Below are 20586 nucleotides of genomic sequence, written 5' to 3'. Positions count from 1 at the left end.
CAATGTGGGTCTGATCCTCTCCTACCCCGACAAAACTGCCGGGAAACGGGATAACTGGATGCATATCCGCACACAGCTGCAAGCGGATCTGGATAAAATCATTACCTATCAGCCATGGGATGATATTGTGACACACAACGCCGCCGGGGAATATGGACACATCCACCACAAAATGACCCATCAGCTGGTAACCGCTGTTTATGATGCCAACGGGCTGCAAATGCCGCTGTATGTCTTTGGGAAATACTATCGGGCCGCGGTTCTGCCGGATGTGCAGGATACGCTGACGCCCATTTCTGCGGAAGATTTACTGGGGAAAGAATCCCTTTTATCCCTCTACACATCCCAGACTGCAACAGCAGATGCACTTTCTCATATGAATCCCTATGAAATGTGGACAGAGATCCGAGGAGGCACAGAGCATGAATTTAAAACGTGAAAGAAAAGCCATTTTCGTGCACTGCGGCTGTCTGGCGTTGATTCTGTGTGCAGTCATAGGCTTGATTTTTCTGATACATCCGGACTGTGTTTACGGTGCGCAGACAGACTGGAGCAATCAACACTTTGCCATTCCGGAATATTTTCGCACTCGTTTCTATGCCACTGGGAATTGGTTTCCGAATTTTGCTATGCATCTGGGCGGCGGACAGAACATTTTCAATTTCGCCTATTATGGGCTGTACAGCCCTATTTTCCTGCTCTCCTATGCATTTCCGGGTATTTCCATGGCAGCATATATCCAAATCTCCAGCATCCTTCTGACGCTGCTCAGCAGCATTCTCTGTTATTTCTGGCTGAACAAATGGTTTCGCCGGAACACCGCCTTTCTGCTTGCAGTATTGTATCTTCTGGCTTCGCCTGTGATCTTCCACAGCCACCACCACATTATGTTTGTCATCTACTTTCCATTTCTCTTCTGGGGATTATTCGCCGTACACCGAGCGCTGGAAAAGCGATGCAGTCTCCAACTTGTCCTTGCGGCAGTCTGCATTCTGCTCACCAGTTTCTTTTTTAGCGTGGGTGCGTTTTTCACGCTGCTTCTCTACGCCCTGTTTCTGACCATTCATCAACACCAGGTACATGCCCTGCGGCAAGTATTGCGTACTTTTGGCATAATCACAGCACATCTGCTTCTGGCATCAGCCATTGCAGCTTTTTTTCTCCTACCGGTTGCCATGACCTTGCTCAGCGGACGAGATGCGGACAGCAGTACCTCCCTCTGGCAGATTCTTCTTCCGGGCATTCACCTGCGCTATCTGACCTACAGTCCCTTTTCCACCGGTATGACATCCATTTGCATTCTGGCAATAGCAGCCATACTCTGTTTTCCAAAAAGATCCTATCGCTTTCTTGCAGTTGCGTTTGCTGTTCTGCTTTGCCTTCCAATGATTCTCTATGTCATGAACGGTACCATGTACCTGGACCCCAAGGCATACATTCCCCTTCTTCCCCTGCTTCTGCTGCTGTGCGGATTCTTTTTCACAGAACTGCGTGCCCGGCAGATTGCCCGAAAACAAACGCTGATTCTCTTTGCATTGCTTTTGGGGCTGGGACTCCTGATGCATGACGGAACAGATTACGAGCGGATGGGAACCATGCTGGATGGCATGTGCATGCTTTTGGCATTCTTTTTGTATACCCGAAAACAGAAACAACTGTTAATCCTGATCCCCACCCTGGTTTTCAGCATCACCGCCTGTCTTACCGTAAATCTGGGAGATAGCTACATGAAAAAGCAAGATCTGGATGTGGTTTATTCGGAGGAAATGCAGGAACTGGTGGATACACTCACGAAAGACGACCCATCTTTTTACCGCATTTCCAACGAATATCACGCAGGCGATACCGTCAACCGCATCTGGGGTGCTGACTATTACCGCAGTTCTGTCTATTCCTCCATCCATAACAAGTCCTTTTCCGATTTTTACTTCAAGCAGACATGCAATGAAAACAGCATCCGGAACGCTGCGATGATTATCCAATCCAAAAATCCTGTATTTGGACTTCTCATGGGTGAAAAGTACATCATCACACAAAAACCCATCACCCGCTATGGCATGGAATTCCTTGCACAAAAAGGCGATTACCTTCTTTATAAAAACACGCTGGCATATTCTATCGGATTTGCCACGCCATACGTCATGACCCAAGAAACGCTGCGTTCCCTGGGATATCCCGACCAGCTGGAAGCTTTTCTGGAAAATGCGGTGGTCTCCGAGTCCGATCTATCCGATGCACCTCACTTAAATTCCAAACTGCCGGACGGAATCAAAAAAGTGTGTCCCACTTATGACGCGGAGGGCATTGACCCAGCGCAAATTACCGATGTGGGAGAAGGCTATTACATCCACAGCAAAGAGGCATTTACTATCACAGTCACACTGAAGAAACCCATGGACGCCATGCTTCTGCTCCAATTCCACGTCAACAACCACCTGGGAAACGGTTCTACCACCGGAGATGTCACAATTTCTGTCAACGGGATCCGCAACAAGCTGACCGATCCGTCATGGAAATATCAGAACCGGAACAACGATTTCCAGTACACACTATCTTCCGCCGATCCCATTCAGAAATTGACATTTGAATTTTCCGCAGGTGACTATGTGATCTCCGATTTCGCCATGTATGCCATGGACTATGATATTCTGGAACAGGCAGCAGAACGGACTGACCCGTGGGAACTAAAACATGATACCCTTGGGGACGACACCATGGAGGGAAATATACAGGTCAAAGAGGATGGCTGGTTCGTACTGTCCATGCCCTATGATACCGGCTTTCAGATCCTCGTTGACGGTACGAAAACAGCATATTATCCCACAGATACGGACTTCATCGGCTTTCCCATTTCTGCCGGCAGTCATCAGATCCGGCTCACTTATACTGCCCCTTGCTTTTCCATCGGAAAAAAAGTTTCTGCCGTTGGAATTGCCGTTACTCTGCTGTGGTTTCTGGGGAACTTGACAGTTTCCTGTCTGCACCGCCGGAATCGAAAAAAATTGCGGTATTGCCTTGACATTTCCGAAAAAAGTGCTATAATCAAAAATGGACAGATCCCCTGTCCGCAGAAAAAATAAAGGAGTGTTTCTTATGGATCAGAACGTATCTGCATTGATCAATGATCAGATCAACAAGGAATTTTATTCGGCATACCTCTACCTGGAGTTTGCAAATTATTATGCATCCGTTGGTCTGGACGGATTCGAAAATTGGTACAAAATCCAGGCACAGGAGGAACGGGATCACGCAATGCTGTTTTACCAGTACCTGCAAAACAATGGTGAAAAGGTCACACTGGAGGCAATTGCAAAACCGGACTGCGACCTGACGGACAATATGGCACCTCTGAAGGCAGGACTGAAGCACGAAAAGTATGTGACTTCCCTCATCAACAACATTTATGCAGCTGCCTTTGAGAAGAAGGATTTCCGCACCATGCAGCTGCTGGACTGGTTCGTCAAAGAACAGGGCGAAGAAGAGAAAAATGCCGCTGATCTGATCACAAAGATGGAACTGTTTGGCTCAGATGCCAAAGGTCTGTACATGCTGAACAGTGAACTCGGGGCACGTGTTTACTCTGCACCTTCATTGGTACTGTGATGGACATCCTACATTGATACTATTTTACCGCATCCGGTGAGACATTTCTCCCGGGTGCTTTTTTATCGGTTTACTGCCTTTTTATCCGTCCGCCCCAACAGATAATCCACGGAAACATCATAGAAATCCGCCAGCCGCACCAGAATTTCCGTGGGAATATCATGTCCCCCGGATTCATAATAGCTATAGGTGCGCTGGCTGATGAACAGCACCTTTGCCATGTCGGTCTGTGTCAAATCCATATCTTCCCTTAAATTTCGAATTCGTACATATTGCATAAAATACCACCCTTTCTATATGAGTATTATTTTATGCTAGCACGAATTATTCTATTGACATTTAGAACAAAACGTGCTATAATAAAGTATCATATGATAGAAAGGATGTTTTTCATGGAAGAAAACAACAATTCAACAAATACCGCTGTTTCGCAGCCTGCAACACAGCCGGAGCAAAAAATGAAGTTCTGCAAGCATTGCGGTGGAAAAATCCCGGAGGATGCTGTACTCTGCACACTATGCGGCAGACAGGTTGAGGACATCAGTAAAAACAACGCAGCTCAACCTCAAATTATTATCAATAACGATAATATCAACACAAATACAAACACTAATGTTAATAATAACGGCGGGCGCGGCGGCAAAGCAAAAAACAAGTGGGTTGCTTTGGCTCTTTGCTTTTTCCTCGGTGTGCTCGGAGGACACAAATTTTATGAGGGCAAAATCGGAATGGGCATCTTATACCTGTTCACAGCTGGTTTATTTGGCATTGGTGCACTGATCGATTTTATCGTCTTGCTGTTCAAACCAAACCCATATTATGTCTGATTCATTCTACATCTCTATATTTCTCCAAGCAAAAAGCGCTGTGCGAACTTCATCCGTTCACACAGCGCTTTTCTCAATGCATATTCTATTGGGGTTATATCTCTTTATTCCTGAGCCTGCTTCCGACGAGCCTCCAGCTCTTCCAGAGCATCCTTACGGGACAGGCTGATCTTTCCGTCCTTGATCTCCATGATCTTGACAATGATCTCATCGCCGACGGAAACAATATCCTCCACCTGTTCTACTCGTTCCTTGTCCAGCTTGGAAATATGTACCAAACCGTCACGGCCTGGCGCAATTTCTACAAACGCACCGAACGGCTTGATGGAAACCACCTTGCCCTTATAAATCGAGCCGACCTCCGGATCGATGGCAATCGTCTCAATGATCTGATATGCCTTCCGGCAGCCATCCTGGGAGATGCCGCTGATAAAGACATGTCCATCCTCGTTGACATCGATCTTGACATCACAGTCCGCAGAGATCTTCTGAATCACCTTGCCGCCCTGACCGATAACTTCCCGAATCTTATCCACAGGAATCTGAATCTGCATCATCTTCGGCGCATACTCACCAACAGATGCTCTCGGCTCCGGAATTGCCTTCAGCATGATCTCATCCAGAATGTACAGACGAGCCTTCCGTGTCTTTTCAAAGGCTTCCTGAATAATCGCCGGCGTCAGACCGTCTACCTTAATATCCACCTGAATGGCAGTGATACCCTTCTTGGTACCACCCACCTTGAAGTCCATGTCGCCGAAGAAATCTTCCAGTCCCTGGATATCCACCATGGTCATGAAATCATCGCTGTCGGGCAGTGTGATCAGTCCGCAGGAAATACCAGCAACCGGTGCCTTAATGGGCACGCCTGCGTCCATCAGTGCCAGCGTTGAGCCGCAGATGGATGCCTGAGACGTGGAACCGTTTGAGGAAAGCACCTCGGACACCAGACGCATGGCATAGGGGAATTCCTCGACTGACGGCAGAACCGGCACCAGAGCACGCTCTGCCAGAGCACCGTGACCGATCTCACGGCGTCCAGGTCCACGGCTGGGCTTTGTCTCGCCTACAGAATAGGACGGGAAATTATACTGGTGCATATACCGCTTGGATGTCTCTTCGTCCAGTCCGTCCAGCTTCTGGCTGTCGCTGACAGGACCCAGGGTTGCCACAGTGAGTACCTGCGTCTGACCACGGGTAAACAAACCTGTTCCGTGTACACGGGGCAGCAAGCCGACTTCTGCTGCCAGGGGACGGATCTCATCAATGCTGCGTCCGTCAACACGCTTGCCCTCATACAGCCATGCACGGACAATTTTCTTCTGGATCAGATACAGGCATTCATCGATCATGCCGATCTCTTCGCCGCATGCCTCGTCAAATGCTTCGTGTACAGCATCTTCAATGGGACGCAGACGAGCCTCACGGATATTCTTATCGTTGGTATCCAGCGCATATTCCACCTGTTCGTGCACCATAGCATCAATTTTCCCGAACAGCTCCGGATCAACCTCATGGGCTTCAAATGCAAACTTTTCCTTGCCGATCTTCGCCTGAATATCCGAAATAAAGGCAACGATCTTCTTGATCTCTTCATGGCCTGTGAGGATGGCATTCAGCATGGTATCCTCAGGTACTTCGTTGGCACCGGCTTCGATCATGACGATCTTGTCCTTGGTTCCCGCAACAGTCAGCTGCAAGTCATTGTGCTGGCGCTGTTCCAGAGTCGGGTTCAGAATGATCTCACCATCCACCAGACCTACGCTGATGCCGGCAATCGGACCGTTCCACGGAATATCTGAAATGGAAATGGCGATGGAAGTTGCAATCATACCGGTGATCTCCGGTGAGCAGTCCGGATCCACTGCCAGAACGGTCATAACAACGGAAACATCATTGCGCATGGACTTCGGAAACAGCGGACGGATGGGGCGATCCACCATACGAGAGGTCAGGATCGCCTTTTCCGAGGGCTTTCCCTCACGCTTGGTAAAAGAGCCAGGGATTCTGCCCACGGAGTACATCCGCTCTTCATAATCCACCGACAGCGGGAAGAAATCAATGCCTTCCCGGGGTTTTGCACTTGCAGTGACATTTGCCATCACAACAGTGTCGCCATACCGCACCCAGCACGAACCATTGGAGAGTTCGCAGGTCTTTCCGGTTTCTACCACAAGTGGTCTGCCGGCAAAGGTCGTTTCAAATTTCTGTACGTTTTCAAACATGATTTTCCAAATTCCTTTCCCGATTTCTGCATCTCAAAAGCTGCACCCAATGCCTAGAGATGCGCAGCAGCGTTAGCAAAAAGCCCTGAATTCCACAGCAATGAAAGCCACGGCTTCCTGCTAAAGCAACTGCTGCTGAAATCGATGTCATAACGATACACAGAAAGGCAGACAGAGGCCATCGCTCTGTACTGCCTTTTCCACTTTACAAATCTTACTTACGGATACCGAGCTTTTCGATGGTAGCACGATAACGGTTAACATCCTTCTTCTTCAGGTAGTTCAGAAGGTTTCTTCTGTGACCAACCATCTTCAGCAGACCTCTTCTGGAGTGATGGTCGTTCTTGTGTGTCTTCAGATGTGCAGTCAGGTCGTTGATTCTCTTGGTGAGAATGGCGATCTGCACTTCCGGAGAACCAGTGTCGTTCTCGTGGGTACGGTTATTTTCGATAATTTCGGTTTTTTCTTCCTTCAACAGCATGTTCTTTCACCTCATTAAATATTTCGTCATACACATAGAAAAAGGCAGGTGACTTCCCGTTCCGGGCTTACTCCAAAATCCAAGTACATGACAAAGAGTATTATACCACATTTTCAGCAGTTTGTAAAGTATTTTTTTTGTGAATTAGGAAATAATCTTCCCCTTATGTCCTCTGGACGAGCCTTTTCCACCGGATTTTCCACTCTTCGCCTTTTTTGCCGGTTCAATGGGCTTCTCCTTGCCGCCCATATCTTCGAAAACAGCCTCTTCCTCCGATGAAACAGACTGCATCAGTTCCGGATTCACTTCGCCGCGCTGCTCATAGTACGGATTGATGATGTACTTCTGGATCACCGGATAGCACTGCATCACAACGACCAATCCCAGCCAGGATGCCGGCATAAACGGCAGCAGGAACAGCAGGATCAGAGAATATTTGATATCGACAAAGACAAACACCAGCACGAAAACTGCCACAACAGCACCCACGATCAGCAGCGTGATCACATTCTTTTTCAGCGCTACCACTGCCAGGGCAAGAGAATTTTTCAGGACATTTTTCAATGACAGATTCGTGGAGATCATCATGAGAAAAATATAAAAATTCATCAGAAGTGCGATCAGACCGATGCTGAGGGTAATGGCAAAGAATACGTAATACACCTTGCTGCCTGTCTGTTCAATCAGCTGAGGGTATACATAAAATGCAGCGCTGATACAGCACACCAGCAGACAATCCAGCATCCCCACAACAACGGAATGCTTGAATTCCGAGCGCATGGTACGCAAAAAGTCATGCAGCAAAAATGTCGGCTTTTCCATAAAAAAGTTTTTCAATATTTTCGTATGCGCCGCTGTAGCCGGGCCGATGAGCACCACAAACGCCAACAAACAGATCACCGCCAACACCAATCCAAGTGTGGACCGCATGGTCAGATAGAGTGCAACAGCACCTAAAAGCGGCACAAAGCACAGAAAATAGATCACGTTCAGTTCGAGCAGTTTCCAGAACTTCTGCACGAAAATTTCCATAAAGCGAAAAAAGCCTTTTTTCTTCGGCGCATTTTTCGCAATTCCTGCGCCGGCACGCTCATAGTTCCCACCAAAAAGACCCATAGACAATAAATTCCTTTCCTTAAAAAGTCCTGCTGTAAACAAGCTATCCAACCTATCTACACATTTTTACTTCGTTTGTCCGGCAGTGGATATTCCATAGAACGCCAGACTATACAGTGCTGCGATCAGCAGCAGAAAAACCAGAAGCACAGTAAACCGTGCGCAATACATCCGGAACTGGTGGTACATCTGATCTGCCGGGTCATCCCGGAATCCGAATGCTGTGAACAATCCCGAAAACCGCAGGGATTCCCTGGTGGCGATGACCATCAGCACCGAAACCGGCACAAAATAGGGCAGCAGACATATACTGCGCAACACTGGATTCCCGGCGCTGCACTGGATGCTCAGAGCACCGCCCATGCAGAAGCCGTATGCCAGCAGAGTAATCATGGCGCCGGGCTGTCCAATGGCAGAAAAGCCCAGAAAGAACAGACACAGCAGGAAGATCACTGCACCGCCCACCGCTTGGGAACAAAGTGCAGGCACAGTCTGTTCCGCCTGAAAAAATGTCCCGGCAATGCGTGTCCAGCCGAAGGATGTCCCCTGCTGTTTCAGCAGCAGAAATAAAACGCCGCCGGCTGCTCCCAGCAAAATGACGCCGAAGAGCAATAAAAATAACCGCTGTTTCCTTTCGCTTGTGGTAAGTGTTGTCCGTTTTCGGATCATAGCAGACCGCTCCTTTGCTTTGCAGATTGGCTTGTATCTCTGCTAAAGCCTATGCGTTCTGCTATTGTATTAGAACTTATTTCGCCAGCTCGTAGGCACGCTTGGTGCAGTGTTCACAGGCATCCTCCACCACTTCCGTCAGCTTTCCGGCATAAAACCGATCCAGTCCAGCCAGTGTCGTACCACCCGGCGAGGACACCTGACGGATCAGCTCATCGATCGTGCTGCCAGACTCCGTGATCATTTTCGCCGAACCAATCAGGGACTGCACGAACAAATCCTTGGCTGATTCCTCGGGCAGACCGGCTTTTGCAGCATAGTCCAGAAACCCCTTTGCAAACAAATAGATAAACGCCGGGCTGCTGCCGTTAATGGCAATGATCTCCTTCATTTGTTCCGGTGCAACAACTGCCGTCATACCGCAGGAGTCAAAAATCTGACGCACGACGGCGAACTCCTCCTCCGTCACGGAATCGTCCTTCGCCAGGGCAGTCGCCCCGACGCCCAGCAAAAGCGGCGTGTTGGGCATTGCCAGAACCACCTTTGCAAAAGGCTTCGTCAACTTCCGGATATAGTCCGCCCCGATACCGGCAGCAATGGAGATGAGCACCGTTTTTTCCGTCACGGCATCTGCAATGCGAGGCAACACTTCTTCAAACTTCTGAGGTTTGATTGCCAGAAACAGGTATTGGCTAACCCCTGCGACCTCTGCTTCGTTGGTGCATTTTTTTACCCCATAAGCTGCCAGCGCATCCACCTTCGCCTCCGTAGGATTGTATGCAAAAAGCGTTGTTTCACCCCGGAGACTGCTCCCGGCAATGCCTTTTAAAATGGCACTGCCCATATTGCCAACGCCCAAAAAACCAATGGTTTTCATGGTATGTATCCTTCTTTCTTCAAAAAATATATAATATATTTATTATACTACAAATCCCCCAAAAAATCAAGCATCAAAAAAGGGCAGACTCACCTCAAGCGAGTCCACCCCTGGAATACATTATCGTATCAATCAGAATGCAACGTCTTCTGCGATATGGTGCAGCTTTTCGTCATAAGGCTTGGACATAGACAGTGCTTCCTGAATATCGAAGTCAACGACCTTGCCAGCCTGCATACCAACTACACGGTTGCCGATTCCCTGCTCCAGCAGTTCAACTGCATAGTAGGCCATTTCAGTTGCAGCCACACGGTCACGAACTGTAGGAGAACCGCCGCGCTGTACATGACCCAGAATGGTAGAACGTGATTCGATACCAGTCTTTTCCTGCAGCAGCTTTGCAATCTCATCTGCATGACCTACATTCTCCGCTACAACAATGATGAAGTTCTGCTTGCCTCTTGCCTTGAATTCCAGCATCTTCTTTGCGATCTTATCCAGATCATAAGGCATTTCCTTTGTAATGATCTCCAAAGCGCCGGAAGCAACACCAGTATTCACTGCAATATAGCCTGCGCCGCGACCCATAACTTCTACAACGGAGCAGCGATAATGCGACTGGCTGGTATCAGACAGCTTGTCCATCAGTTCCATTGCAGTATTCATTGCTGTATCATAGCCAATGGTATATTCTGTGCAGGCAATGTCGTTGTCAATGGTACCCGGCAGACCCACGCACGGAATACCATGTGCCGACAGATCCGCTGCACCGCGGAACGAACCGTCGCCGCCGATGACTACCAGACCCTCCAGACCATGCTTTTCACAAGTTTCCTTTGCCTTTAATACGCCCTCTTCTGTCCGGAATTCTGCGCTTCTTGCTGTATAGAGCATTGTACCGCCCTGTTTGATAATGCCTGCAACGCTCAGCTCGTCCATCTGCTCCAGATCATCATCGATCAGACCGCAGTAGCCGCGCTTTACGCCGTAAACTGTCATACCCTTCTTCAATGCAGTACGAACAACGGCACGCACTGCTGCATTCATGCCCGGCGCATCGCCGCCGCTTGTTAATACACCAATCGTTTTAATCATAACGTATACTCCATTCCGCCGCACGGCAAAAAATTGAAACGGCTGACCTACATTTCGCCGAAAACAGCTATTTTTCACGCAAGCCGGAAGCCATTCCATTCCTATTTCATTATACTGATATTTCTTCTTTTGTCAAGTGGTTTTCGAAAAAATTAACAAGTATTCTCCATCATCTCACAGAAAAAATCATGATTTTTCCCATATTTTGACGATCATCATATAAGATAAGCTTTCGATTCCCCATTTCATCAACACTTCTTCGACTGTGCCTGGATCATACCCACCTGCTCCGCCGAAAAAGTCTCACAAAAGCGTGCATACGAGGCTTCTGTGACAGCGACCGCCTGACCGCTGCGCGGAGAGATCATGCGCTTCTGATCCAGCAGATAAAAGCAAAGCGGGGTTTCCCCGGGAAATTCCGCCGCCAGTGCCAGAGCACGCTGCATCTGTTCCGGCTGCCGGGAATCCAGCTTGATGCACAGCCGTCCCTGGGGCAGCGTCCGCAGCAATTCCTCCTCCGTAAGAATACTGTCACAGAGGACACTGACAGTATCTTCCTTTTGGGCAATTTTTCCTCGGACACAGAGCACTGCATCCCGTTCCAGCTTGGCACGCACAGCCGGATACAAAGATGGGAATACCACGCAATCCGCCGTCCCGGTGCGGTCCTCACAGGTGAGAAAACACATAGTATCTCCCTGCTTTGTTACATGCCGTTTGACATTCTGCAAGGTCACGAACAGGATCACACGCATGCCGTCCTTTTGCTCGGACAAGGAAAAAGCATTCTGAGCATGAAACAGCCGGCTGAGCCATTGCACATGATCCAGAGGATGCCCTGACAGATAAAATCCCATGCTGTCATGCTCCATCCGCAGCAGATCCTCCGGCGAATATTCCGGCGCAGGTGCGATCACTCTCTCCTGCACCGGCGTCTGTTCTGCACCGCCGAAGAGATTCAGCTGACCGGTAACAATGCTGTTCCGTTCCTCCCGGCATTCCGCCAGAATTTGCTCCCGATTTTCAAACATCTGTCGGCGGTTCAGTCCCAGCCCATCCAGCGCACCGCAGAGAATCAGACTTTCCAGTGCCTGTTTGTTCAGTCCGAAAGGCAGTACCCGGCGGCAGAAGTCCGAAATGCCGGTAAAGTTTCCCTCTTTCTGCCGCTGCGCCACAATGGCATCAATGAGACCTCGTCCCAGATTTTTCACCGCCAGCAGCCCGAAACGGATATGCTCCCCATAGCGTGCAAACACCGCTGTGCTTTCATTGACATGGGGCGGCAGCACACGCACGCCGGCACTCTGGCACGCTGTCAGATATTCCATAAGCTTTCCCGTTTCGCCCATGACGCTGGTGAGAAGCGCCGCCATATCATCTGCAAAATAGTGATATTTCAGATATGCCGTCTGATATGCCAGCAGCGCATAGGCAACCGCATGGGACTTGTTAAATGCATAGGATGCAAATCCGGCAATCTCATCAAAAATGGCATTTGCCGTTTCTGCCGGAACGCCGTTTGCCACAGCGCCGCAGCAGGGCGTGCTGCCATCAGAGCCATCACTGCCATAGAGGAATACCTGCCGTTCCTGCTCCATGGCAGCTTGTTTTTTCTTTGCCATGGCACGCCGCACAATGTCTGCCCGTCCATAGGAATATCCCGAAAGCGTCCGGCATATCTCCATGACCTGTTCCTGATAGATCATACAGCCATAGGTAGGTTTCAGGATCGGTTCCAGCAACGGATGGACATAGGTGATCTTCTCCGGATGGCGGCGGTTTTCCAGATATTTGTCAATGGACATGCGGGGTCCCGGACGATACAGGGACAGAGCAACCGTCAGATCTTCCAGACAAGTGGGACGAAGCCGCATGAGCACATGGCGCATCCCGGCGCTTTCAAACTGGAACACGCCTGTGGTATCCCCACGAGACATCATGGCATACACATCCGGGTCGTCCAGCGGAATTTTGTCAATCTCAAATGCCGGTTCATACTGGTGGACTGTCCGGATGCAGTCCCGGATAATCGTCAGGTTTCGCAGACCGAGAAAATCGAACTTCAGAAGTCCCATGGATTCCAGCACCTGCATGGGATACTGGGTCACCACAGTCTCATCATTTTTCTGCAAAGGCACCAGATCTGTAATAGGCACTGCGGAAATGAGTACCCCTGCCGCATGGGTAGAGGCGTGACGAGGCATTCCCTCCAGACGCATTGCCATATCCATCAATTTTTTTGCATTGGCGTCTGATTCATACAGCTTTCGCAGTTCTTCCCCATCGCTGCCCTGCATTGCCTGGGCAATGGTACTTCTGGAATCAATGGACTTGGCAATCTTATCGCACAGACCATAGGATATCCCCATGGCACGGCCTGTATCCCGGACAGCACCACGTGCTTTCATCAGGTCGAACGTAATGATCTCCGACACATGGTCTGTCCCATATCGGGAAATGACGTATTCCTTGACCCTCTGTCTTCCCTCAACGCAAAAATCCACGTCAAAATCCGGCATACTCACACGTTCCGGATTGAGAAAGCGTTCAAACAGCAGATGATAGCGGATGGGGTCAACCTGGGTAATGCCCATACAATAGGCGCAGAGGCTCCCTGCACCGGAACCACGTCCGGGACCTACGGGGATCCCGGCATTTCTGGCATAATGGATATAATCCCACACAATGAGGAAATAATCCACATAGCCCATCTGGGTAATGACAGAGATCTCCATCCGCATCCGCTGGAGCACCTCCTGAGACGGATGATCGCCGTAATGCCGCCGCAGTCCGTCCCGGCAGAGCTGTACAAAAAACGCCTGACAATCCGTCACACCCTCCATGGTGAATTTCGGGAGATAAATATGCCCCGTTTTAAATTCCACCTGACAGCGTGCCGCAATGGCAGCCGTATTGGTCACCGCCTGCGGCACAGCAGAAAACAGCGATGCCATTTCCTCTGTGGATTTCAGATAGAACTCATCTGTCTCAAAATGCATACCATCGGGATCATCCACCGTTTTGCCGGTCTGGACACACAGCAACACATGCTGCATTTCCGCATCCTCTTTCCGGATATAATGAGCATCATTGGTTGCCGCCAGAGGAATTCCCGTTTCCCGGGAAAGACGCAGCAAAAGAGGCAGATTCCGGCGTTCTTCGGCAATATCGTGATCCTGTATCTCTAGATAGTAATTCCCTGCCCCGAACAGCTGCTGATAGCGCAGCGCTGTCGATTTCGCACCGTCATAATTCCCCTCTGACAGCATTCTTGGGATTTCCCCGGCAAGGCATCCGGACAGACAAATCAGACCCTCATGGTACCGGGACAGCAGTTCCCAGTCCACACGGGGTCTGTGATAAAAGCCTTCCAGACTGGCAAGCGACACCAGCTTCACCAGATTCTGATAACCCCGCAAGTTTTCGCAGAGCAAGATCAGGTGATAGCTTTTGCCGTCCAGACGATGTTCCCGGTCGTGCCGCGTCCGCTGTGCCACATAGACCTCACAGCCAATGACCGGATGAATCCCGGCAGCCTTTGCCGCATGGTAAAAGGGCATCACGCCGTACATGACGCCATGATCCGTCAGCGCCACTGCCGTCTGTCCAAGCGACTTCACATGTTCCACCAGCTGCTGGATACGGCAGGCACCGTCCAGCAGACTGTACTCACTGTGCACATGCAAATGCACAAATGCATCATTTGGTATGGACGGCACGGCTTCTCAACTCCTCTGCAATGGCGGCTATTTTCTGAAAACGATGGTTTACGCCGGATCTGCCGATGGGAACAGACAGCAGTTCCCCCAGTTCTTTCAGGCTCAGCTCCGGGTTTTCCAGGCGCAGCTCCGCCAGCTCCCGCAGTTCCGGAGAAAGGGTATCCATCTGACCGCATTTCACGATCCAACGGATATCCTCCGTCTGCCGCATGGCAGCGCTGACCACTTTATTGATATTGGCTTCGTCGCAGTTGCGGACACGATTCGCCTTGTTGCGCATATCCTTGCGGATCTTGATATTCATCAATTCAATGGTGCACTGCTGTGCACCCATATAGGTCAACGTATCCTCAATGTGCTCACTGTCCTTGATGTACAGCACATACATCTGTTTCCGCAGGATCCGGCCGCCACTGACACCGATGCTGCCCAGAAGCTTTTGCAGATCTGTGCAGAGCAATTCTGATGGCGTGTTGAATTCCAGATGGTATTCCTTATTGGGATCCATCACACTGCCGCAGCCAAAAAATACTCCGGCAAGAAAGGCACTGAGACTATTGTTGACCAGATTGGAAAGCCGTATCTCCCGTTTTTCCGGGTGAATATGATACGTTTCACAGATCTTGGCGATCTGCCTGGGCTCCGTGATTGTGAAGCTGACCATGGACTGTGCGCCGCCTCGTGCGACTGTGCGGACATCCGGCTGGAGCACCGTCCGGAACACAGAATGAAACAGCGTAGGCATCAGCCGTGCAAATACTGGACTTTCGCTTTGCAACACAATCTGTTTTTCCGTAAACGTCCGGCAATAGAGCAGTACACCGTAGAGACAGGCAAACTGCCGATCCCGGTCGGTAATACTTCTTGCAATTTCCTCCCGGACATCATTTGAAAACGACATGGGTGATTCCCTCCTCAGGGACGATCCTTTCCGATATCACGATGCTGCTTTACAACGTGCATTCCCTTGGAGATCAGATATTCCCCGATCAATTCTGTAAAGGTAATGGAGCGGTGCTTTCCTCCGGTACAACCGAAGGCAATGACAAGGCGGCTCTTTCCCTCCTGAATATAGAGCGGAATGAGAAAATCCAGCAGATCCTTGATCTTTGCCATAAGCGTCTGGGACTGTTCAAAGGACATGACATATTCCTGCACGCACTTTTCACAACCGGTATGAGCACGCAGTTCCTCGATATAATAGGGATTCGGGAGACAGCGCACGTCAAACACCAGGTCGGATTCCGTAGAAACACCGTATTTGAATCCAAAAGAAGTCACCTTGATGGACAGAGAATCTGTGGAATTGTCCAGAAAAATCTCCCGAATCTGTTTTTTCAACTGGGAAGCGGAAAAATAGGATGTCTCCAGATAGTAGTCAGCAAGCCCCTTCACACGCAGAAGCTGTTCCCGTTCATAGGCAATGGCATTGTGCAGACAGCCCCCGAAACGTTCGTCCAGGGGATGCTTCCGGCGTGTCTCCTTATAGCGCTTGATGATGACCTCATCTTCTGCCTCAATGTAGAGAATCTTCACATCCAGATCTGCCTGGCGTTCCAGTTCCAGCAGCACACGATAGGCATCCGTGAACATATCGCCGGAGCGCAGATCGGCCGCAATGGCAAGCTTCCGGAAATGATTCTCCGACTCCCGGCAGATCTCCACAAATTTTCCTATGAGCTGCGGCGGCAGATTGTCAATACAATAATACCCGATATCCTCTAAAACATCCATGACGACCGATTTCCCCGAGCCGGACATACCGGTCACTACCACCACATGCATCTTTGTATCTTCCTGCATTTTTCCACATCCCTTTCTATTTCAGAATTGATTTTCACCCTTTCGCCTGGTCGCCCAGCAGCACCGGTTCCAATTCCAACTGATATCCAGTCTTCTCCAACACAGTCTGCTTGACAAAATCGCACAGCTCCAGCACATCCTGACAGGTGGCTTTTCCGGTATTGACTACAAATCCGGCGTGCTTGACACTGACCTGTGCATCCCCCACGCTGGCACCCTTCAGACCGCACTGATCGATCAGAAAGGACGCATAGTTTCCCACCGGACGCTGAAATGTACTGCCGGCGCTAGGCAGCTCCAGAGGCTGCTTTGCACGGCGCTGTCCCATGAGGGAATCCATCTCGTCTTTGATCTCGCCGTATTTCCCCGGACGCAGTTCCAGTGTGACGCCCACGATAATGCCGTCATTGCCCCGGAAAACGCTCTTCCGGTAGCCCAGCTCCATTTCTTCTCGTGACATGACAACAACCGTTCCGTCCGGCTGCATATATTCTGCCGAAACGACCACATCTGCCATTTCGCCGCCATAGGCACCGGCGTTCATATACAGTGCGCCGCCTATGGTCCCCGGAATCCCTGCCAGGCATTCCATACCGGTGAGGGATTCCTCCAGGGCAAACTTTCCGATCTTTGCCAGAGTCGCACCTGCCTGGCAATGCAGCTGTGTGCCGTCCAGGGTGATCTCTGAGAAATCCTTTCCCAGATGGAGTACTACGCCTGCATAGCCGCTGTCCGCAGCCAGAATGTTGCTGCCGTTTCCCATGACGGTATAGGAATAGTTCCGGTCACGGCAGAGACCGAGCACCCGGCGCAGCGTTTCTGTACTGTTTACGTTCACAAACGCACCGCAGGCGCCGCCGATCCGAAATGTCGTGTGATTCCGGAGCGGTTCTGCATACTGAACACTGCAGCCGCAAGTCTCGCAAAGCGCAGTGAGTTCATGCCAATTATTCATGATTTTGTCTCCAACTCCTATAGACTCCCGCCGCATGTCCGCTGGCACAGAGTCTTTGGGTTTATCGTATGAAATCAGAGCATGTTCAGAGCTCTAAAATTTAAGGAATCACTGATTCAATCACGCCTTGCGGCTTGGCACGCATCTTGCTTGCATATTTTCCGTCATATTTCACAAAAATGCTCGTGAATACACAAAGTATTCACTGCGCTTTTTGTTTCATCCGACGAAAAATCTGACCGCGCAATCTGCGCACCAGATTCAATCAGTGTTTCCTTAAAATGCGTCATAGTCCTTAACGACTTCCTTGGACTCCATATCCAGTCCCAGCTGATCCAGCAGTTCCGTAGCGGCATTGTATCCCATCTTCTTCTGACGGTTATTCATGGCTGCAACTTCCAGGATCACGGCAAGGTTTCTGCCGGGCTTTACCGGAATGGTGAGCATTGGCACCTTAACACCCAGAATGGTGGCAAACTGGGTATCCACACCCATGCGGTCATAAATCTTCTCTGGATTCCACTGTTCCATTTCTACGATCAGTTCGATCTTTTCTGTATTTTTGACGGCACCGATACCGAACAGGCGGCGTGCATTGATGATGCCAATACCACGCAGTTCCAAAAAGTGACGGATATTATCCGGCGAGCTACCTACCAAACTGATATTGGATACCTTGCGGATCTCCACCGCATCGTCTGCCACCAGGCGGTGACCTCGCTTTACCAGCTCAATGGCAGTTTCGCTCTTACCTACGCCGCTTTCACCGGTAATAAACACGCCCTCGCCGTAGATCTCAATGAGTACTCCGTGCCGTGTAATTCTTGGCGCCAGATTCAGATTCAGGAATGCGATCAGACCGGAAATAAAGTTGGAAGTACTCTCCTTGCTCCGCAGCAGCGGCACGCTGTACTTTTCCGCCAGATCCAGCATTTCTGAGAAATACGGCAGTTCCCGGGCAATGATCAGTGCCGGGATGTGCCGGGACATCAGAGCATCCAGACGCTGGGTTCTGGTCTCTTCGTCAATGGTGGAAAGATATGCAAACTCCATCTTGCCGATGATCTGCATCCGTTCCGGGTTGAAATACTCATAAAACCCCATGAGCTGCAATCCCGGACGAGTGACATCGTTCTCATCGATCAGGATCTCTGCCGGGTCTTTCGGCATGTAAATGGTCTCCAAATGAAATTCCTTAATAATCTCGGCTAATGATACCGTAAATTTTCCGGCCATACCGATCACTCCTTTTCTGTTATTCAGTCATTTCTGCATAAAGTACACACCCGGAAAGGGAAAAATCCGAAACCAGCTGTTCCATTTCCCCGGAAACCCCCACCGCTTCTGCAGTAATCCACAGAGACATCTCCTGTGCAGCCCGGGTTACCTTTTGCAGAACATCCTCTCCCTGCTGTACATCTGTCCCCAGATCCAGCACAACCCCGGAAACCTCCAGAGCATCCGGGTCAAATACTTCTTCCGTTCCTGCCGCCGCACCGGCAGCATCCACTTCCACCAGTACCGGGACAGTACCAGCAGTATCCGCCAGCTGATTGACCAGCTGCACCAGGGCATCCTTCCGGTCGGCGCTCTGTACCGATTCCCCAATATAGTTCAGGTCTGACTGCCGGAACTGGGGAAAGATCACGTCAGTACACCAGATCTGTGCAAAGCCTGCTCCGGCAATTTCCTGTGTCAGTTCCTTCAGATAACCTAAAGTCACTTCGCTGAAAGGACTTGCCCAAGCCTTACCGCCGTTTTCCTTTTTGTTGTCCAGCCAGCGGCTGCCGTCTGTCACCAGATAGCCTGCCTGTGCATCTGCATCCGGCAATAAATTGTCATACAGCAGACTGCACTCCGCCACCGGTGTCCAGCCCTGTTCCTCTGCCGCAGCGACAATTTCCGACAACGTCAGCGCACCCTGCGCCGCACCGCATTGCTTTGCCAGTCCGGACTGTGTCTCGTACAGGACAGCGCCGCCCTGGAGCTTCAAGGGAATGACCAGAATCTTTCCCTCCGGCATTTCTTCCCTCGCCTGCTCCAATGCCTGTGTCAATGCTGCCTTGCTTTTTAGCGCAGATGCCGAAAGTCGAACGCCTTCGCCGCCCTGGACAGCTTGTGCCAACGTTTCTGCCGCCGTTGCAGACGTAGTTCCGGCAGCGGCAAATTCCGTCACAGAAGTCGTTGTATCGACAGCAGAAAGCGTTGTCTCCGCCGCACTCGTCTGGGACGTATCACCGCCGGCATACTGCAAAATAGGCTTTGCAATGCTGTACCCCACTACGCCCACTGCACCAGCAATGAGAAATGTAAACCCGATAGAAAGCAGAGTTCTGCCGGGGCCCGTTGCAGAGCGCCGGCGCTTTCTGGAATATTTATGCACCCTGGGCTGTTTTCTGGACTGCATATTTGTTCCCCCTCAAACCTTTGTACAGGTAAAATGTGAATTGGAATCAAAAATAATATGCAAAAATCCCTATGCATATGTCTCGTTATACAGCCGATCTGCCTCAGCACGGATATCCTCCATAGCAGCACGTGGGTCTGCCTGGCGGAACAAATAGCTGCCGATCACCAGAATTTCTGCGCCGGCACGCAGTACATGAGGTGCTGTCTCGGCGTTGATACCCCCATCCACCTCGATCTGATAGTTCAGCTGGTGCACACGAGCATAATTCCGCAGTGCTTCAACCTTTTTCACCATATCCCAGAGGAATGACTGTCCGCCGAAGCCCGGTTCAACTGTCATGACCAGAACGACTTCCACCATTTCCAGATACGGAATTGCCTCCTCCCAGGGCGTGCCGGGTTTCAGGACAATACCTGCCTTTGCACCAGCTTCATGAATGGCTTCAATGGTCAGTACCGGGTCGCTATCGCTCTCCAGGTGAAATGTCACCAGATCTGCGCCTGCTTTTACGAACTGTTCTGCATAGCGCAGCGGATCCTTAATCATCAGATGCACATCCATAAAAAGATTGGTGCACTGATCAATTGCCGCCAAAACCGGCATTCCAAAGGTAATATTCGGCACGAATTGTCCATCCATAACATCAAAATGCAGCATATCCAGTCCGGTGCGTTCCAGACCGACAGTTACTGCCGCCAAATTTGCCACATCTGCGCTCAGAATCGACGCAGAGATCTGCACATGTTTCAAAGTGCCGTATCGCTCCTCTCGTCAAAAGTGAATTTTTCCTGTAAAAACGTTGTCCC

18 protein-coding genes are annotated in these 20586 nt (G+C 50.2%); 4 read left to right on the top strand and 14 right to left on the bottom strand.

What is annotated here, in order from left to right; translation table 11 throughout:
- The first annotated feature begins 4 nt into the window (after positions 1-4).
- Genes Q0418_RS01985 through Q0418_RS01975 form a run of 3 tightly spaced genes read left to right on the top strand, consistent with a single transcriptional unit; the run spans position 5 to position 3603 of the window.
- Positions 5-439: a hypothetical protein gene (locus Q0418_RS01985; RefSeq protein ID WP_298481868.1), complete on the top strand. Its 435-nt coding sequence runs from the start codon at positions 5-7 to the stop codon at positions 437-439.
- A complete protein-coding gene (locus tag Q0418_RS01980; RefSeq protein ID WP_298481867.1) occupies positions 423-3080 on the top strand; it encodes a YfhO family protein in 2658 nt (885 codons plus the stop codon). Before Q0418_RS01985 ends, Q0418_RS01980 begins: the two co-directional genes overlap by 17 nt.
- Before the next feature lie 13 nt (positions 3081-3093).
- Positions 3094-3603: a ferritin gene (locus Q0418_RS01975; RefSeq protein ID WP_298481866.1), complete on the top strand. Its 510-nt coding sequence runs from the start codon at positions 3094-3096 to the stop codon at positions 3601-3603.
- A 62-nt stretch (positions 3604-3665) separates the two neighbouring features.
- Here Q0418_RS01975 and Q0418_RS01970 read toward each other — a convergent pair whose 3' ends face one another.
- The gene (locus tag Q0418_RS01970; RefSeq protein ID WP_298481865.1) at positions 3666-3881 is read right to left on the bottom strand and encodes a helix-turn-helix domain-containing protein; all 216 of its coding nucleotides are present in this window, start codon (positions 3879-3881) and stop codon (positions 3666-3668) included.
- Between the two features lie 114 nt (positions 3882-3995).
- Between Q0418_RS01970 and Q0418_RS01965 the strand changes: the two genes are divergently transcribed.
- Positions 3996-4430 carry a TM2 domain-containing protein gene (locus Q0418_RS01965; protein WP_298481864.1) on the top strand — a complete coding sequence of 145 codons (435 nt, stop codon included), beginning with the start codon at positions 3996-3998 and terminating at the stop codon, positions 4428-4430.
- A 104-nt stretch (positions 4431-4534) separates the two neighbouring features.
- Here Q0418_RS01965 and Q0418_RS01960 read toward each other — a convergent pair whose 3' ends face one another.
- From Q0418_RS01960 to rpe, 13 genes are all read right to left on the bottom strand, one after another.
- Complete coding sequence (locus Q0418_RS01960) at positions 4535-6655, bottom strand: polyribonucleotide nucleotidyltransferase (protein WP_298481863.1); 2121 nt, start codon at positions 6653-6655, stop codon at positions 4535-4537.
- A 214-nt stretch (positions 6656-6869) separates the two neighbouring features.
- On the bottom strand, positions 6870-7136 hold the full coding sequence (rpsO, locus tag Q0418_RS01955; RefSeq protein ID WP_298481862.1) for a 30S ribosomal protein S15: 267 nt from the start codon (positions 7134-7136) through the stop codon (positions 6870-6872).
- A 144-nt stretch (positions 7137-7280) separates the two neighbouring features.
- The gene (locus Q0418_RS01950; RefSeq protein ID WP_298481861.1) at positions 7281-8252 is read right to left on the bottom strand and encodes a hypothetical protein; all 972 of its coding nucleotides are present in this window, start codon (positions 8250-8252) and stop codon (positions 7281-7283) included.
- 66 nt (positions 8253-8318) lie between these two features.
- Positions 8319-8921 carry a hypothetical protein gene (locus Q0418_RS01945; protein WP_298481860.1) on the bottom strand — a complete coding sequence of 201 codons (603 nt, stop codon included), beginning with the start codon at positions 8919-8921 and terminating at the stop codon, positions 8319-8321.
- Positions 8922-8997: 76 nt separating this feature from the next.
- The gene (gene proC / locus Q0418_RS01940) at positions 8998-9798 is read right to left on the bottom strand and encodes a pyrroline-5-carboxylate reductase (RefSeq protein ID WP_298481859.1); all 801 of its coding nucleotides are present in this window, start codon (positions 9796-9798) and stop codon (positions 8998-9000) included.
- 132 nt (positions 9799-9930) lie between these two features.
- Positions 9931-10893, bottom strand: coding sequence for a 6-phosphofructokinase (gene pfkA / locus Q0418_RS01935; RefSeq protein WP_298481858.1), 963 nt, complete (start codon positions 10891-10893; stop codon positions 9931-9933).
- 248 nt (positions 10894-11141) lie between these two features.
- Positions 11142-14612, bottom strand: a complete 3471-nt coding sequence (locus Q0418_RS01930; protein WP_298481857.1) for a DNA polymerase III subunit alpha — start codon at positions 14610-14612, stop codon at positions 11142-11144.
- A complete protein-coding gene (gene whiA, locus Q0418_RS01925; RefSeq protein ID WP_298481856.1) occupies positions 14593-15513 on the bottom strand; it encodes a DNA-binding protein WhiA in 921 nt (306 codons plus the stop codon). The genes Q0418_RS01930 and whiA overlap by 20 nt, the downstream gene beginning before the upstream one ends.
- A 14-nt stretch (positions 15514-15527) precedes the next feature.
- Positions 15528-16415 (bottom strand): RNase adapter RapZ, encoded by an 888-nt coding sequence (rapZ, locus tag Q0418_RS01920; RefSeq protein ID WP_298481855.1) that lies wholly within the window; start codon positions 16413-16415, stop codon positions 15528-15530.
- A 34-nt stretch (positions 16416-16449) separates the two neighbouring features.
- On the bottom strand, positions 16450-17370 hold the full coding sequence (murB, locus tag Q0418_RS01915; RefSeq protein WP_298481854.1) for a UDP-N-acetylmuramate dehydrogenase: 921 nt from the start codon (positions 17368-17370) through the stop codon (positions 16450-16452).
- A 276-nt stretch (positions 17371-17646) separates the two neighbouring features.
- The gene (gene hprK, locus Q0418_RS01910) at positions 17647-18606 is read right to left on the bottom strand and encodes an HPr(Ser) kinase/phosphatase (RefSeq protein ID WP_298481853.1); all 960 of its coding nucleotides are present in this window, start codon (positions 18604-18606) and stop codon (positions 17647-17649) included.
- A 19-nt stretch (positions 18607-18625) separates the two neighbouring features.
- Positions 18626-19777 carry a putative glycoside hydrolase gene (locus Q0418_RS01905; protein WP_298481852.1) on the bottom strand — a complete coding sequence of 384 codons (1152 nt, stop codon included), beginning with the start codon at positions 19775-19777 and terminating at the stop codon, positions 18626-18628.
- A gap of 69 nt (positions 19778-19846) precedes the next feature.
- Positions 19847-20521, bottom strand: coding sequence for a ribulose-phosphate 3-epimerase (rpe, locus tag Q0418_RS01900; RefSeq protein ID WP_367276213.1), 675 nt, complete (start codon positions 20519-20521; stop codon positions 19847-19849).
- Between the last annotated feature and the right edge of the window lie 65 nt (positions 20522-20586).

Source organism: uncultured Ruminococcus sp., assembly GCF_937915125.1.
GTDB lineage: Bacteria > Bacillota > Clostridia > Oscillospirales > Ruminococcaceae > Ruminococcus_C.
The sequence above is the reverse complement of the archived record's forward strand: the minus strand, read 5'-3'. Positions and strand labels throughout refer to the sequence as shown.